Raw genomic sequence first — 12,380 nt, 5'->3', positions numbered from 1 at the left:
CTGGCGCCCTGCGATGTTCAGCGGTGTCTTTTCAGCCCGGTTGTTACCATGATTCGGGTGGAGATTTCCTCTACGGAATAGGCCGTGGTGTTCAAGTAGGGAATCCGCTCACGCTTGTACATCAACTCGATTTCCTCGATTTCGTGCATGCACTGCTTGATGGAGGAGTAGCGGGAGTTTGGCCGGCGCTCGTTGCGTATGGTCGCTAGGCGTTCCGGATCAATGGTCAGCCCAAAGATCTTCTCTTTATGAGGTTTGAGTGCTTTGGGGATCTGTTGGTCTGCCAGGTCTTCTTCCGTAATCGGATAGTTGGCCGCCTTCACGCCATATTGCAGGGCCAGATAGAGGCAGGTGGGTGTTTTCCCGCTACGAGAGGCACCCACGAGGATCAGATCGGCTTCATCGTAATGCCGCGTGCGTGCGCCATCGTCATTATCCAGAGCAAAGTTGACCGCATTGATCCTGCGCTCGTAGCTCCCTTCGTTATTGATGGCATGGGATTTACCCACGGTATATGAGGAAGAGGACTGCAACTCTTCCTCCATGGGTTTGAGAAAGGTCCCGAAAATATCCACCATGAAGCCTTCGGCGGTGGCGATGATTTCCCGGATATCGCTATTTACAATGGTGTCGAACACCAGCGGGCGTGCGCCATCGGTCTCGGCCGCCTTGTTGATCCGTTTGACCATTTCCCGGGCTTTTTCTTCGTCCGCAATATAGGGAACGGTGACCCGTTCGAATTCGATCTTTTCGAATTGGGCCAGAAGGCTGTGCCCCAGTGCTTCGGCTGTCAGGCCGGTGCCATCAGAAATGAAAAAAGCAGTGCGTTTCATGCTGTATCGTCCGGTTCCATGGTTCCTTGATTCCTGGCCTGGTGGCCTAGGTAATTTCCGCAGGTTACAGTATCATACACGCCAAGTTCGAGACTCCGCAGTGGATATTGCCTGCTTTTGCCGCTTGATACCGCTGGCCCGATTTTGCTCTTAGCTTCACAGACTCAAGGGAGACATGCTTTGGAAGATTACATTATCTGGTTTGATCACCTGGGAATGTCCGATGTCGATCGGGTAGGCGGCAAGAACGCCTCACTCGGCGAAATGATCAGTAATCTCGCCAACGCAGGTGTTACCGTTCCGGGTGGTTTTGCCACTACAGCGCACGCCTATCGCGAATTTCTCGCCACGGACGGATTGAAGGAGCGCATCGACAATGCTCTGGACGCTCTGGATATCAACGACGTAAACGAGCTGGCCCGGGTAGGTGCGCAGATTCGCCAGTGGATCATCGAGACACCATTCCCGGACGTTCTGGAAAATGCCCTGAAGGAATCGTTCGCCGCCCTGCAGGATGGCAATGAACACATGGCGGTTGCGGTGCGCTCCTCTGCCACCGCGGAAGACCTGCCGGACGCGTCATTCGCCGGTCAGCAGGAAACCTTCCTGAACGTGGTGGGCCTTGAGCAGGTTCGCACTTCTGTGAAGGAAGTGTTTGCCTCGTTGTTCAATGACCGCGCTATTTCCTACCGCGTACATCACGGTTTTGACCACAAAATGGTCGCGCTTTCAGCTGGCATCCAGAAAATGGTGCGCAGTGAAACAGCGGCCAGCGGCGTTATGTTTACCCTCGACACCGAATCCGGCTTCCGCGACGTGGTGTTCGTGACCGCTTCCTACGGCCTGGGTGAGACGGTCGTTCAGGGCGCTGTGAACCCGGATGAATTCTACGTACACAAGCCGACTCTGGAAGCGGACCGTCCGGCTGTGCTTCGCCGCAATCTGGGCAGCAAAGCCATCAAGATGGTCTACCACACCAAGCCCGGCGAGGGAGAATTCGTTGAAACCGTCAAGGTGGAACAGGAAGAGCGCAACCGCTTCTGCATCACCGATGCCGAGGTGGAAGACCTGGCGCGCCAGGCGATGATCATCGAGAAGCACTACCAGCGTCCGATGGACATCGAGTGGGCCAAAGATGGGGACGACGGCAAAATCTATATCGTTCAGGCTCGCCCTGAGACGGTGAAAAGTCGTGCTTCCGCCAATGTAATGGAGCGTTATCTCCTCAAAGAAACCGGCAAGGTACTGGTGGAAGGCCGGAGTATCGGCCACAAGATTGGTAGCGGTCCCGTGAAGATCATTACCAGCATCAAGGAAATGGATCGTGTTCAGGCCGGCGATGTGCTGGTCACCGACATGACCGACCCGGATTGGGAGCCGGTCATGAAACGGGCCTCCGCCATCGTGACTGATCGTGGTGGTCGTACCTGCCACGCGGCGATCATTGCCCGCGAGCTTGGCATTCCGGCCGTGGTCGGTTGCGGCGATGCCACCGAGTTGCTGACCGATGGCCAGGAAGTCACTGTTTCCTGCGCCGAAGGTGATACCGGTATGATCTATGAGGGTGCTCTGGACTTCGAGCTGCGGGAAAACACCGTGGACTCCATGCCCAACATACCGTTCAAGATCATGATGAACGTGGGCAACCCGGACCGGGCCTTTGATTTCCAGGCGCTGCCGAACGAGGGCGTCGGCCTGGCACGGCTGGAGTTCATCATCAACCGTATGATCGGCGTTCACCCCAAGGCACTGCTGAACTTCGACGGGCTGCCGCGGGATATCAAGCAGACGGTCGAGAAGCGCATCTCCGGCTACAGCTCGCCGGTGGATTTCTATGTCGACAAGCTGGTTGAGGGCATCTCCACTCTGGCGGCTGCGTTTGCACCCAAGAAAGTGATCGTGCGGTTGTCGGATTTCAAATCCAACGAATACGCCAACCTGATCGGCGGTACCCTCTACGAGCCGGACGAAGAAAACCCGATGCTCGGGTTCCGGGGCGCCTCCCGGTATATCTCTGACACTTTCCGGGACTGCTTCGAGCTGGAATGCCGCGCCCTGAAGAAAGTGCGCAACGAGATGGGCCTGACCAACGTGGAAGTCATGGTTCCGTTTGTTCGTACGGTGGGTGAAGCAGAGCAGGTTGTGAATCTGCTGGCGGAGAACGGACTCAAGCGTGGTGACAACGGCCTGCGAGTGATCATGATGTGCGAGCTGCCGGCCAACGCGCTGTTGGCGGATCAGTTCCTTGAGCACTTTGACGGCTTCTCCATCGGCTCCAATGACCTGACCCAGCTGACACTGGGCCTGGACAGGGACTCGGGCATCATCGCGCACCTGTTTGATGAGCGTAACGATGCCGTCAAGGCCCTGTTGTCCAACGCGATTCAGGCCTGTAAGAAAGCCGGCAAGTATATTGGTATCTGCGGGCAGGGACCATCGGATCATCCGGATCTTGCCAAATGGTTGATGGATCAGGGCATTGATACGGTGTCACTGAACCCGGATTCGGTGCTGGATACCTGGTTCTTCCTGGCCGACGAAAAAATCGACTGAGTTTATTTCCAGGATAAGGAGAGCGGCAACGTGACGACAATAATTACCCCGGACCTGTGCGACGAATTTCCGGAAGTGCAGGTGGTAGAGCCCGGTTTCAACAACTACGGCGGCAACAAGGCCTTTGGCGGTGAGATTGTCACCGTGAAGTGCTTCGAAGATAACTCCGTGGTGAAAGAGCAGGTTGGCCAACCTGGAAACGGTCGTGTGATGGTGGTGGACGGTGGCGCTTCAAAGCGTCACGCACTGCTGGGTGACATGCTGGCAGAAAAAGCGGCGAGCAACGGGTGGGCCGGTCTTATTATCTATGGTTGCGTGCGCGACGTGGATGAGATTGGCAACACCGCCCTGGGTGTACAGGCCCTTGGCACTCATCCCAGAAAAAGTGAGAAGCGTGGCCTGGGAGACCTGAATGTTCCGGTCACTTTCCACGGCGTTACCTTCCACCCCGGGCACTATGTCTATGCCGACAACAACGGCATTATCGTCTCGGAAAAGCCTCTGATTTGAGGCTTCTGCGGGCACAGACAAAAGCGGCGGCCAATGGCCGCCGTTTTTCGTTTAGCGAGTAACTTCGCTGATGTTGGTTCCCAGCAGGAATCCGTCGCCTTCGGCCTCGCAGCGAATCACTTCGCAAACCGCCTCAAGCGGCGGGAATTGATCACTGCTGGGGTGAAGAACCGTCTGGAGCTCCTCTCCCACGGCTACTTCCCGATCGACGTAAAGCTGCATGCCGGTGGCGCTCAGGTCGCGACACACCCCTTTGAAGCTATTGCCCTGGCTATCGGTAATCTCAATCTCAGAGTTTACCTGCATACGGTGGAAGTCGCGTTTTTCCGAATAGTCTTTCATGGCATCAGGCCCAGTTGTCGGTTTTTCTTGTCGGTTTGAGCATGGGGATGATCAGTGCCAGCAGCACACCACCAAGAACCAGGCCGGCGCCCAGCAACATGAAGTCGTATTCCTTGCTGGCTTCAAGACGTTCGTTTTCGGCCGTCAGTACCTCAAGGTCGTTGCGAATCTTCTGGTTTTCTTCACGGAGCTCGCGATTGCGACGTTCCAGGTTAATGGAATCTGCGGCGATACTCTTGATCCGCTGGAGCTCTTCCTGGAGCTCCTGGGAGCGGTCAGAAAGAGAGGCTTCAGAGCTTTCCAGGGCGTTACGTTCATTGACGACGTTGGACAACTGCTCCTTTACCTGGGCCAACTCAGCGCGGGTTTCTTCCAGCTGGCGATTGGCTGTCCGAAGGCGGTCTGCCGCGATAGGCGTTTCGCTCAGGTACTGGCTGGAAACCCAGCCCTCAGTGCCCTTGGGCGTGCGAACAAGGGTATACCCGGAATCGGACGCCTCAATCACTTCCAGCGGTGTGCCGCTGGGAACCGCGTTCTCGATGATCCGGAACTGGGAGCCCGCGCCGGATCTCACCGGAAGATACAACTGGTCGTCCACCCAGACAGTTTTGGCCTGGGCAACGGCAATGGACGACACTGCGAACAAGACACTGATGGCGAGACGAAAAAGCGTCACTGGTTACGTTCCCTGAAGTTCTGCGATTGAAATCTGAGCGTGATTAAAAGCGCAATTTTGTCACAGATGCCCCGCCGTGCAAGCGGGCCATCATTACAATAAACTCATAGAGCCCCATGGCGTCGCTTACGGCAAAACAGCCTTGAAGGGCTTCACCACCACCTTCTGGTAAACGCCTGCATCCACATAAGGGTCGGCATCTGCCCACGCCTGGGCTGCTTCAAGGGAGTCGAACTCCGCGACCACCAGGCTGCCGGTAAAACCGGCATCGCCAGGCTCTGGTGTGTCGAGTGCCGGGTGAGGACCGGCAACAAGTAACCGGCCTTCGGCTTTCAATGCCTGCAGCCGCTCGATGTGAGCAGGTCGCGCGGCCTGACGCAACGGCAGGCTGTTCTCGACGTCTTCACTGATAATCGCGTAGTACATTCAGCTCTCCGTAATGACACTCATAACCGGGGTGAACAGCCAGACAATCAGCGGTCGTGTCGCGCAAGGGTTGGCTGGTACACTGTAAGCCCGCGGCACGCCGCCAGTTATCTGATGATTCAGGATATTTTGTGACTATACCGCAAGACCCGCATTTGTGCATTGATCTACATTGCCACAGCACGGCTTCCGATGGCGCGCTATCACCGGCCGCGCTGGTTGAGCGGGCTGCCGGTCGCGGCGTCACCCATCTTTCCCTGACCGACCATGACACGATCGCCGGCCTTGCCGAAGCGCAAACTGCTGCACAGGTACAGGGCATCGAGCTGATCCCCGGCGTTGAACTCTCCTGCCTCTGGAAAAGCCGCACGATCCACATCGTGGGCCTGGATTTTGATCCCACTGCCGAAGGTTTTCGGCAGGCGCTGGAGCAGCAGAACGAGAATCGCTGGGCGCGTGCGCGAATGATCGCCGAGCGCCTGGGCAAGCTTGGTATTGATGATCTGCTGGCCAGGGCATCGGAGGCCGCCGGCGGGGACGTGCCGGGGCGCCCGCACTTCGCTCAGGTTCTGACAGAGGCTGGGGTGGTCAATAATACCGGGCAGGCATTCAAACGGTATCTGGGCGCCGGTAAGCCGGGTGATGTAAAGGCGTTCTGGCCGGAGCTTTCGGAGGTCGTTCGCTGGATTACCGAGGCGGGCGGCGTTGCGGTTCTTGCCCATCCCCGGAAATATCAGCTGACGGCAACCAAACTGAGGGAGCTGACCTCGGATTTCCGAAGGGCAGGGGGGCAAGCCATCGAGGTGTCCACCTCCGGGCAGTCCAGTGGCGACCTGGGCTTTCTGGCAGAGCTGTGCAGGAAAGAGAAGTTACTGGCGTCCCAGGGCAGTGATTTTCACTTTCCGGGTGCGCCCTGGTGTGAGCTTGGCCGCATCATGAAAATGCCAGACGGGCTTGAGCCGGTCTGGCATTCCTTCAGGCAACCCATTTTGAGGTCTGCGACGGGTTAATCCGGCGCGTGGAACAGAAGGTACAGGTCGGTCAGTGAGTCCGGAATGGCATCGGCCATTTGCCGGGACAACTTCTCACTGTTGCGAACTTTCTGGAAGTCCTCGTCGTCGAACAGTCCCGATAGGGTCAGCATAGGCACCATCAGATCGGCGGTCTCTTCCTCGCTGGATGCCTCCAGCCATTCCTCTTCATGTTCAAGGAAAGTGTCCACAAACCCGGCGCACCAGTTTTCCAGAGCGTTCATCGGGTCGCCGTCCTCCGGCTCCGGCAATTCCAGGGCCTGCCCCATATCCAGGGCATGGGCCATGTCATTTGCCAACTGGGCGGAGCAGCGCCTGAACACCTCGGGAATCCCGGTGTCGGGCAACTGATCGGCGCCAGTGGCGAGGCGGAAGATGTCTTCCGCACTCAGTTCGGCCGGGCCGACGACGCTGGCGCAGACCACCCCGTGGAAGCCGAAGAAGTCCAGGGCATCCTCCCCCCAGGGTTCCGCGAAGAGGATGTCTTCCAGCGCTTCAATGTCGGAGTTCGATAGCATCAGTTAGTTACTCCCGGCCTTCTTGGCCTCTTCCGCAGCTTTCTGACGCTTGCGGACCTCTCTGGGGTCGTTGTAGGCGCGACCCGGTGTCACCGGAACGTCGACTGTCGGAGTCTCGGTGGGCGTGTCCTTCGCTGCAGGCTCCGGAGCAGAGGGCTTTTCGACTTTTTCAGCTTCTGCCTTTTCAGGCTCGGCCTTCTTTTCCTCGGCTTTTGCCGGTGCCGGTTGCTTCGGTTCCGGCTGGGTTTCCGGGGCCTGGACTCCGGCTGCCGCCTTCACCTCCGCCGGCTCCTCAGCTTTTCCGGGCTCTGCTGCCGCCTCTGATTTTGCCGCGGGCTCGGGTTTGGCCTTGGGCGCCGCTGCCTCTTTTGATTCAGCAGGCTGCTTTTTGGCTTCGAGCGCCTGCTCGCTTCCGGCTGCGGTGTTGGGTTCCGGCTCTGGCTTGGTGTCTGTTTGCTGAGCCTGCTCGGCAGCCTTTGCGCCAGCCTGTTGCGGCTTCGGGCGAGGTTCGGAGCTCTTTTCCGTTTTGGCGGCCCCACCCTTTTCGGCCTTTTCAGCGTTCAACTGATCAGCTTCAGGCTTATCAACTGGCTTGCCACTGGCCTTTGCCGTCTCTTCTGACTGGGCCTGCGGTTTGCTGTCAGAGGGTGCCTTGGCTGAAGGCGTCGGCTCAGGCTTCGGCTCTTTAGTGGGCTGTTCCTGGGCTGCAGCTGGTTTCGGCGCTTCATTGGCCGCTGAAGCTGTATCAGTCCGGGATTCGGACTTCTCAGACTTTGCGGGCGCCTTGTTTGAAGACTCCATCGGTTGCTCGGCTTTTACTTCCGCCTTGCTCTCGTCCCGACCTTTTTCAGGTTGGGTGTCCTTCTGGTGCTTCTCGCTGCGGGCTGCTTTACGGTCCGCCGGTGAGGAGGCCGGTGTCTCAGCGGGCGATCCGTCACGATTACGCTGGCGACGTGGCTTGCGACGCTTTTCGTCAGAGCCGGACTTGTCAGCCGGGCCGGACTTGGTGGCGTTATCCTGCGGGCCCTGATCCTTCTGGTCCTTCTGGTCGCGGTTGTCCTTCTGGTCCCGCTGCGGCCTGTTGCGGCCACGGCCCTGGTTATCGCGACGGTTATCACGGCGATTATCAGAGCCTTTGTTGTCTCCGCCCTTGTTATCGCCTCCGCGATTGTCCGAGCCTTTGTTGTCAGTCCCCTGACGGTTCTGGTTGCCGCGGTTCTGGTCATCACTGCGGTTGCGTCCGCGCCCGCGGTTGTCGTCACCACGGCTTTGTTGGCCGCCCTGGCGCCGGTCGTTACCACTGCGGTTGCCACCGGAGCGCTGTTCGTCACCGCGGGCTACCCGGGACTTGCGACGGTCCTGCCGTCCCTGGTTTCGGCGGTCTTCGCGCTGGCTCTTGCCCTGGTCGAGAATTTCGGTCTTTTGCTCTTCTTCGCCGCTGAAGAAGGCGGAGATCTTACGACCGAGCCGGCGGAACAGGCCTTCTTCCTGATCGGCTGCTTCTTCTGCTTTCGGTGCTGCCGGAGTGGGCGCGGGCGCGCTGGGCCGGATGGCCTTCACAGCGGCCTGCTCTCGAACCGGCTTTTCAGGGGCGGGAGCCTCAAAGATTTCCTCTTCGCGCTCGCTGTATTCCTGGGCCACCTGGTGGCTGGAGATATGCTCGGGCGTGGTCTCATCCTGACGCATCCGGATGATTTCAAAGTGTGGCGTTTCCATGTGTGGTACTGGCACCACAACAACACTGACTTCTTGGCGGGCTTCAATGTCCGCCAGTTGCTTGCGCTTTTCGTTCAGCAGGAAAGTGGCAACGGAAACCGGCACAACGGCCCGTACTTCGCCGGTCTTGTCCTTCGAGGATTCCTCGTAGATCAGCCGCATGATGCTGAGGGCGAGGGACTCGATACCGCGAATAGTGCCCTGGCCTTCGCACCGGGGGCAGACTTCGCTGCGGGTCTCACCCAGGGAGGGGCGCAGGCGCTGACGGGACATTTCCAGCAGTCCGAAACGGGAGATCTTGCCGACCTGAACCCGGGCCCGGTCGATTTCCAGGGCCTCCCGCATCTTCTGTTCCACTTCCCGCTGGTGCTTGGCCGGCGTCATGTCGATGAAGTCGATGACAATCAGGCCACCCATGTCACGCAGTCGCAGCTGGCGGGCGATTTCCTCGGCCGCCTCCAGGTTGGTCTGGAGTGCGGTTTCCTCGATATCCTGGCCTTTGGTGGCCCGGGAGGAGTTGATGTCGATGGAAACCAGGGCCTCTGTCGGGTCAATCACGATGGAGCCGCCGGAGGGCAGTTTTACTTCCCGCTGGAACGCCGTCTCGATCTGGCCTTCAATCTGGTAGCGACTGAACAGGGGGATTTCATCCTTGTACAGCTTGATCTTGTTTTCGAACGTGGGCATGACGGCGCGGACGAAATTCAGGACGTCCTCGTAAACCCCGTTGGCGTCAATCAGCACCTCGCCGATATCCTGGCGTAGGTAGTCGCGAACGGCGCGAATGATAACGTTGCTTTCCTGATGAATCAGGAAGGGCGCCTTGCGCTCACCAGCGGCCTGGGTGATGGCTTCCCAGAACTGCACCAGATAGTCCAGATCCCACTGAAGTTCTTCGGTGCTGCGGCCGATACCGGCGGTGCGGACGATGATGCCCATGGACTTGGGTACCTGGACATCGTTCATGGCTTCTTTGAGTTGGGCCCGCTCATCGCCCTCAATGCGGCGTGAAATACCGCCGGCACGGGGGTTGTTGGGCATCAGCACCAGATAGCGGCCGGCGAGGGAGATGAAGGTGGTCAGGGCCGCGCCCTTGTTGCCACGCTCTTCCTTGTCCACCTGAACGATTACTTCCTGGCCTTCGGACACTACGTCCTTGATGTTGATCTTGCCTTCGATCTGGCCGGGAGATTTCTTGAAGTATTCCTTGGAAATTTCCTTGAGCGGAAGAAAACCGTGGCGCTCGGCACCGAAATCGACAAAGGCGGCTTCAAGGCTGGGCTCAACGCGGGTAATGCGGCCTTTATAGATGTTCGCCTTTTTCTGCTCGCGGGAGCTGGATTCGATATCAAGATCAAACAGACGCTGGCTGTCAACGAGGGCGACGCGCAACTCTTCAGGATGAGTTGCATTAATGAGCATTCTTTTCATGGAAAGAAAGAGTTCCTGTCGTTTAATTTGACAGAAAACCAGAGGGGATCGCATCAGCGAAGCAGGATGTGCGTGCCGCGGGCCCTGTTACATCAAGGGCGGACCGGCGGCCAGACGAATCAGACCCTTCGGGGATGTGATCCTGTCGGTCTGAGACCAACGCCGACGATCCGTCTGCCTGTAGGCAGGGAGAGGTCGTGTAAGGTTCGTGTCTGTTGACGCATGTTATCCGTTTTCAGGTTCACTCAGGTGCCTGGGTCTCACGTCGTATTCGTATGCTGGACGGCCCGGCCCTGGGTGGCAATGATTCTTCGCGATGTCGCCCGCGGTTTTCTGCGCGGTTTTTCTTTCTCCCGGGTACAGGATGCAGTCTTGTGAAGATCTGTCCTGGTCCTCCGGGAGCATTTCTCTCGCCGTTCCCGGTAGTGATTGGGCGCACGGCGTTCAAACTCTCGAATAGTGTCGGTATACTTCTGCCGCTCCGGCTTCTGACTTGAGTTGGTCAGGCCGTAGACAAACGGCAGAGCACGCCGGAATATAACAGTATTCATGCACCCGTTCAATCCTGTAGCTACTCCATCATCCAAGGAACTTCATGTCCCGAAAGTCAGCCAGCAAAAAGCCACCCCGGACCAGGCCCGATAAGCCGGTCAGGACAAGTGAGGTTGGCGGTGGGAATGCTGCTGCCCGAGGCGAAGTTCGTCTGGGCGTTCAGCGGGTTACCGTGGATGAGGATAACGACGGTCAGAGGGTGGATAACTTTCTTCTTGCCCAGCTGCGTGGTGTGCCCAAGAGCATTATTTATCGAATAATCCGCAAGGGCGAGGTTCGGGTGAACAAGGGGCGTGTGAAGCCGGATACCCGCGTGAATACCGGTGATCAGGTGCGCATACCGCCGATTACCCGCAAGGAAAAACCGGAGCAGGTGGCGCCAGGTTCCCGGGTTCAGGGCGTCATGGAGGCGGCCGTTGTGTTCGAGAACGACCAGATGCTGGTGGTCAACAAGCCCTCCGGTATTGCGGTTCACGGCGGCAGCGGGCTGAGCTTCGGGTTAATTGAGGTGCTTCGTTCGGCTCGTCCGTCAGCAAAATTCCTGGAGCTTGTTCATCGTCTGGATCGCGATACATCCGGCCTGGTCATGGTAGCCAAGAAGCGATCGGCACTGCGTTTCTTGCAGGATGAGCTGCGACAGAAGCGCATTCGCAAGCACTATCATGCGCTGGTTGCCGGCGACTGGCCAGCCAGTATCGACCGGGTCGATGTGCCCCTGCTGCGCTATGAAATGCCAAACGGAGAGCGCCGGGTTCGGGTTGATGACTCTGGGAAAGCGTCCCTGACGACCTTTCGCTGCCTGGAACGCTTTGCCGGCTACAGTCTGGTGGAGGCCTCGCCGATTACCGGGCGGACACACCAGATCCGGGTTCACAGTGCCTGGGCCGGTCATCCGATTGCGGGTGACGACAAGTATATGGATGATGTCAGCCTCAAAGCATTCCGCTCCATTGGCGGGCAGAGATTAATGCTGCATGCCCGCGCCCTGGAGTTCACCTTGCCGGTCACCGGTGAGTCGATGCGCCTGGAGGCGCCTTACGACGATGCATTCAACGACGTACTCAGGAAGCTTTCTGGGCGTCTTAAAGGATCCGATCAATGAACGTCAGAGTGGTTATTTTTGACTGGGACGGGACCCTGGTGGACTCAGTTGAGCACATTGCCGACAGTCTGCACCAAGCTGCGACCGAGTTGGGCTATCCGGCCCTGGAGCGAGAGGCCTACCGGGATATTATCGGCCTTGGCATGGTCGAGGCGCTGGAAAAACTCTACCCGGGCATCAGTCGTGAGGAAATGAATAATATCCGGGAAGGTTACGCGCGTTATTTCTTCAGCAAGGTGACAACACCCCAGAATGTGTTTGAAGGGATGGCCGAGGTGGTAGCAGATCTTCGTGGATCCGGGCGAAGTTGTTCCGTTGCTACTGGCAAGAGCCGGCGCGGGCTGGATTTTGCTCTGGTCTCCAGTGGCCTGGGTGACCACTTCGAAATTACCCGATGCGCCGATGAAACCCGCTCAAAACCTGATCCGGCGATGCTTGAGGAGATCCTTCGGTTCTACCGCATTGAGCCGGAAGAGGCGGTGATGATTGGTGATACCCGATATGACCTGGAAATGGCCCGGCGTATTGGCATGCCTTCCATCGGGGTTGAGTGGGGTGTCCACAAGCGGGACGTGCTGGGCGATTACTCGCCGCACGCCATTGTTGATTCGGTGCCTGACCTTCGTCGGGTGCTGGGGTTGTAGGTTGTAGACAGACCGAATTCATCGAATTTGCTGACAGGATGCGTGC

11 protein-coding genes are annotated in these 12,380 nt (G+C 58.1%); 5 read left to right on the top strand and 6 right to left on the bottom strand.

The features are described from left to right. Positions 1 to 17: 17 nt before the first annotated feature. On the bottom strand, positions 18 to 833 hold the full coding sequence (locus tag NUW46_RS12495; RefSeq protein WP_069183263.1) for a pyruvate, water dikinase regulatory protein: 816 nt from the start codon (positions 831 to 833) through the stop codon (positions 18 to 20). A 216-nt stretch (positions 834 to 1,049) separates the two neighbouring features. On the opposite strand from NUW46_RS12495, the gene ppsA reads away from it, so the two are divergent. Beyond that, positions 1,050 to 3,386: a phosphoenolpyruvate synthase gene (gene ppsA / locus NUW46_RS12490; RefSeq protein WP_370385340.1), complete on the top strand. Its 2,337-nt coding sequence runs from the start codon at positions 1,050 to 1,052 to the stop codon at positions 3,384 to 3,386. Between the two features lie 30 nt (positions 3,387 to 3,416). After that, positions 3,417 to 3,896, top strand: a complete 480-nt coding sequence (gene rraA, locus NUW46_RS12485) for a ribonuclease E activity regulator RraA (RefSeq protein WP_209396930.1) — start codon at positions 3,417 to 3,419, stop codon at positions 3,894 to 3,896. A gap of 51 nt (positions 3,897 to 3,947) precedes the next feature. On the opposite strand, the gene NUW46_RS12480 is transcribed toward rraA, so the two are convergent. From NUW46_RS12480 to NUW46_RS12470, 3 genes are all read right to left on the bottom strand, one after another. Further along, on the bottom strand, positions 3,948 to 4,238 hold the full coding sequence (locus NUW46_RS12480) for a PilZ domain-containing protein (protein WP_069183266.1): 291 nt from the start codon (positions 4,236 to 4,238) through the stop codon (positions 3,948 to 3,950). A 4-nt stretch (positions 4,239 to 4,242) separates the two neighbouring features. Further along, complete coding sequence (locus tag NUW46_RS12475) at positions 4,243 to 4,914, bottom strand: TIGR04211 family SH3 domain-containing protein (protein WP_069183267.1); 672 nt, start codon at positions 4,912 to 4,914, stop codon at positions 4,243 to 4,245. Between the two features lie 126 nt (positions 4,915 to 5,040). Next, the gene (locus tag NUW46_RS12470) at positions 5,041 to 5,340 is read right to left on the bottom strand and encodes a YciI family protein (RefSeq protein ID WP_222464776.1); all 300 of its coding nucleotides are present in this window, start codon (positions 5,338 to 5,340) and stop codon (positions 5,041 to 5,043) included. 131 nt (positions 5,341 to 5,471) lie between these two features. Between NUW46_RS12470 and NUW46_RS12465 the strand changes: the two genes are divergently transcribed. Further along, on the top strand, positions 5,472 to 6,350 hold the full coding sequence (locus tag NUW46_RS12465) for a PHP domain-containing protein (RefSeq protein ID WP_418140230.1): 879 nt from the start codon (positions 5,472 to 5,474) through the stop codon (positions 6,348 to 6,350). On the opposite strand, the gene NUW46_RS12460 is transcribed toward NUW46_RS12465, so the two are convergent. Together NUW46_RS12460 and rne are read right to left on the bottom strand one after the other, a co-directional pair. Beyond that, on the bottom strand, positions 6,347 to 6,889 hold the full coding sequence (locus NUW46_RS12460) for a YecA family protein (protein ID WP_069183270.1): 543 nt from the start codon (positions 6,887 to 6,889) through the stop codon (positions 6,347 to 6,349). The two genes, NUW46_RS12465 and NUW46_RS12460, sit on opposite strands and share 4 nt — an antisense overlap. Before the next feature lie 3 nt (positions 6,890 to 6,892). Next, on the bottom strand, positions 6,893 to 10,036 hold the full coding sequence (gene rne / locus NUW46_RS12455; protein WP_418140229.1) for a ribonuclease E: 3,144 nt from the start codon (positions 10,034 to 10,036) through the stop codon (positions 6,893 to 6,895). Between the two features lie 595 nt (positions 10,037 to 10,631). Here rne and rluC point away from each other — a divergent pair. Together rluC and NUW46_RS12445 are read left to right on the top strand one after the other, a co-directional pair. Then, the gene (gene rluC / locus NUW46_RS12450) at positions 10,632 to 11,690 is read left to right on the top strand and encodes a 23S rRNA pseudouridine(955/2504/2580) synthase RluC (protein ID WP_418140228.1); all 1,059 of its coding nucleotides are present in this window, start codon (positions 10,632 to 10,634) and stop codon (positions 11,688 to 11,690) included. Continuing rightward, complete coding sequence (locus NUW46_RS12445) at positions 11,687 to 12,334, top strand: HAD family hydrolase (RefSeq protein ID WP_136631982.1); 648 nt, start codon at positions 11,687 to 11,689, stop codon at positions 12,332 to 12,334. Before rluC ends, NUW46_RS12445 begins: the two co-directional genes overlap by 4 nt. Positions 12,335 to 12,380 lie beyond the last annotated feature (46 nt).

Source organism: Marinobacter sp. MA (assembly GCF_048298425.1).
In the GTDB taxonomy this organism is placed as follows: domain Bacteria; phylum Pseudomonadota; class Gammaproteobacteria; order Pseudomonadales; family Oleiphilaceae; genus Marinobacter; species Marinobacter salsuginis.
The sequence above is the reverse complement of the archived record's forward strand: the minus strand, read 5'-3'. Positions and strand labels throughout refer to the sequence as shown.

What these genes read in the sequence shown, in the direction of transcription:
- NUW46_RS12480 (WP_069183266.1), bottom strand. Translation starts at nt 4,238, where the DNA reads ATGAAAGACTATTCGGAAAAACGCGACTTCCACCGTATGCAGGTAAAC.
- NUW46_RS12460 (WP_069183270.1), bottom strand. Translation starts at nt 6,889, where the DNA reads ATGCTATCGAACTCCGACATTGAAGCGCTGGAAGACATCCTCTTCGCG.
- NUW46_RS12445 (WP_136631982.1), top strand. Translation starts at nt 11,687, where the DNA reads ATGAACGTCAGAGTGGTTATTTTTGACTGGGACGGGACCCTGGTGGAC.
- ppsA (WP_370385340.1), top strand. Translation starts at nt 1,050, where the DNA reads ATGTCCGATGTCGATCGGGTAGGCGGCAAGAACGCCTCACTCGGCGAA.
- rne (WP_418140229.1), bottom strand. Translation starts at nt 10,036, where the DNA reads ATGAAAAGAATGCTCATTAATGCAACTCATCCTGAAGAGTTGCGCGTC.
- rluC (WP_418140228.1), top strand. Translation starts at nt 10,632, where the DNA reads ATGTCCCGAAAGTCAGCCAGCAAAAAGCCACCCCGGACCAGGCCCGAT.
- NUW46_RS12470 (WP_222464776.1), bottom strand. Translation starts at nt 5,340, where the DNA reads ATGTACTACGCGATTATCAGTGAAGACGTCGAGAACAGCCTGCCGTTG.
- NUW46_RS12495 (WP_069183263.1), bottom strand. Translation starts at nt 833, where the DNA reads ATGAAACGCACTGCTTTTTTCATTTCTGATGGCACCGGCCTGACAGCC.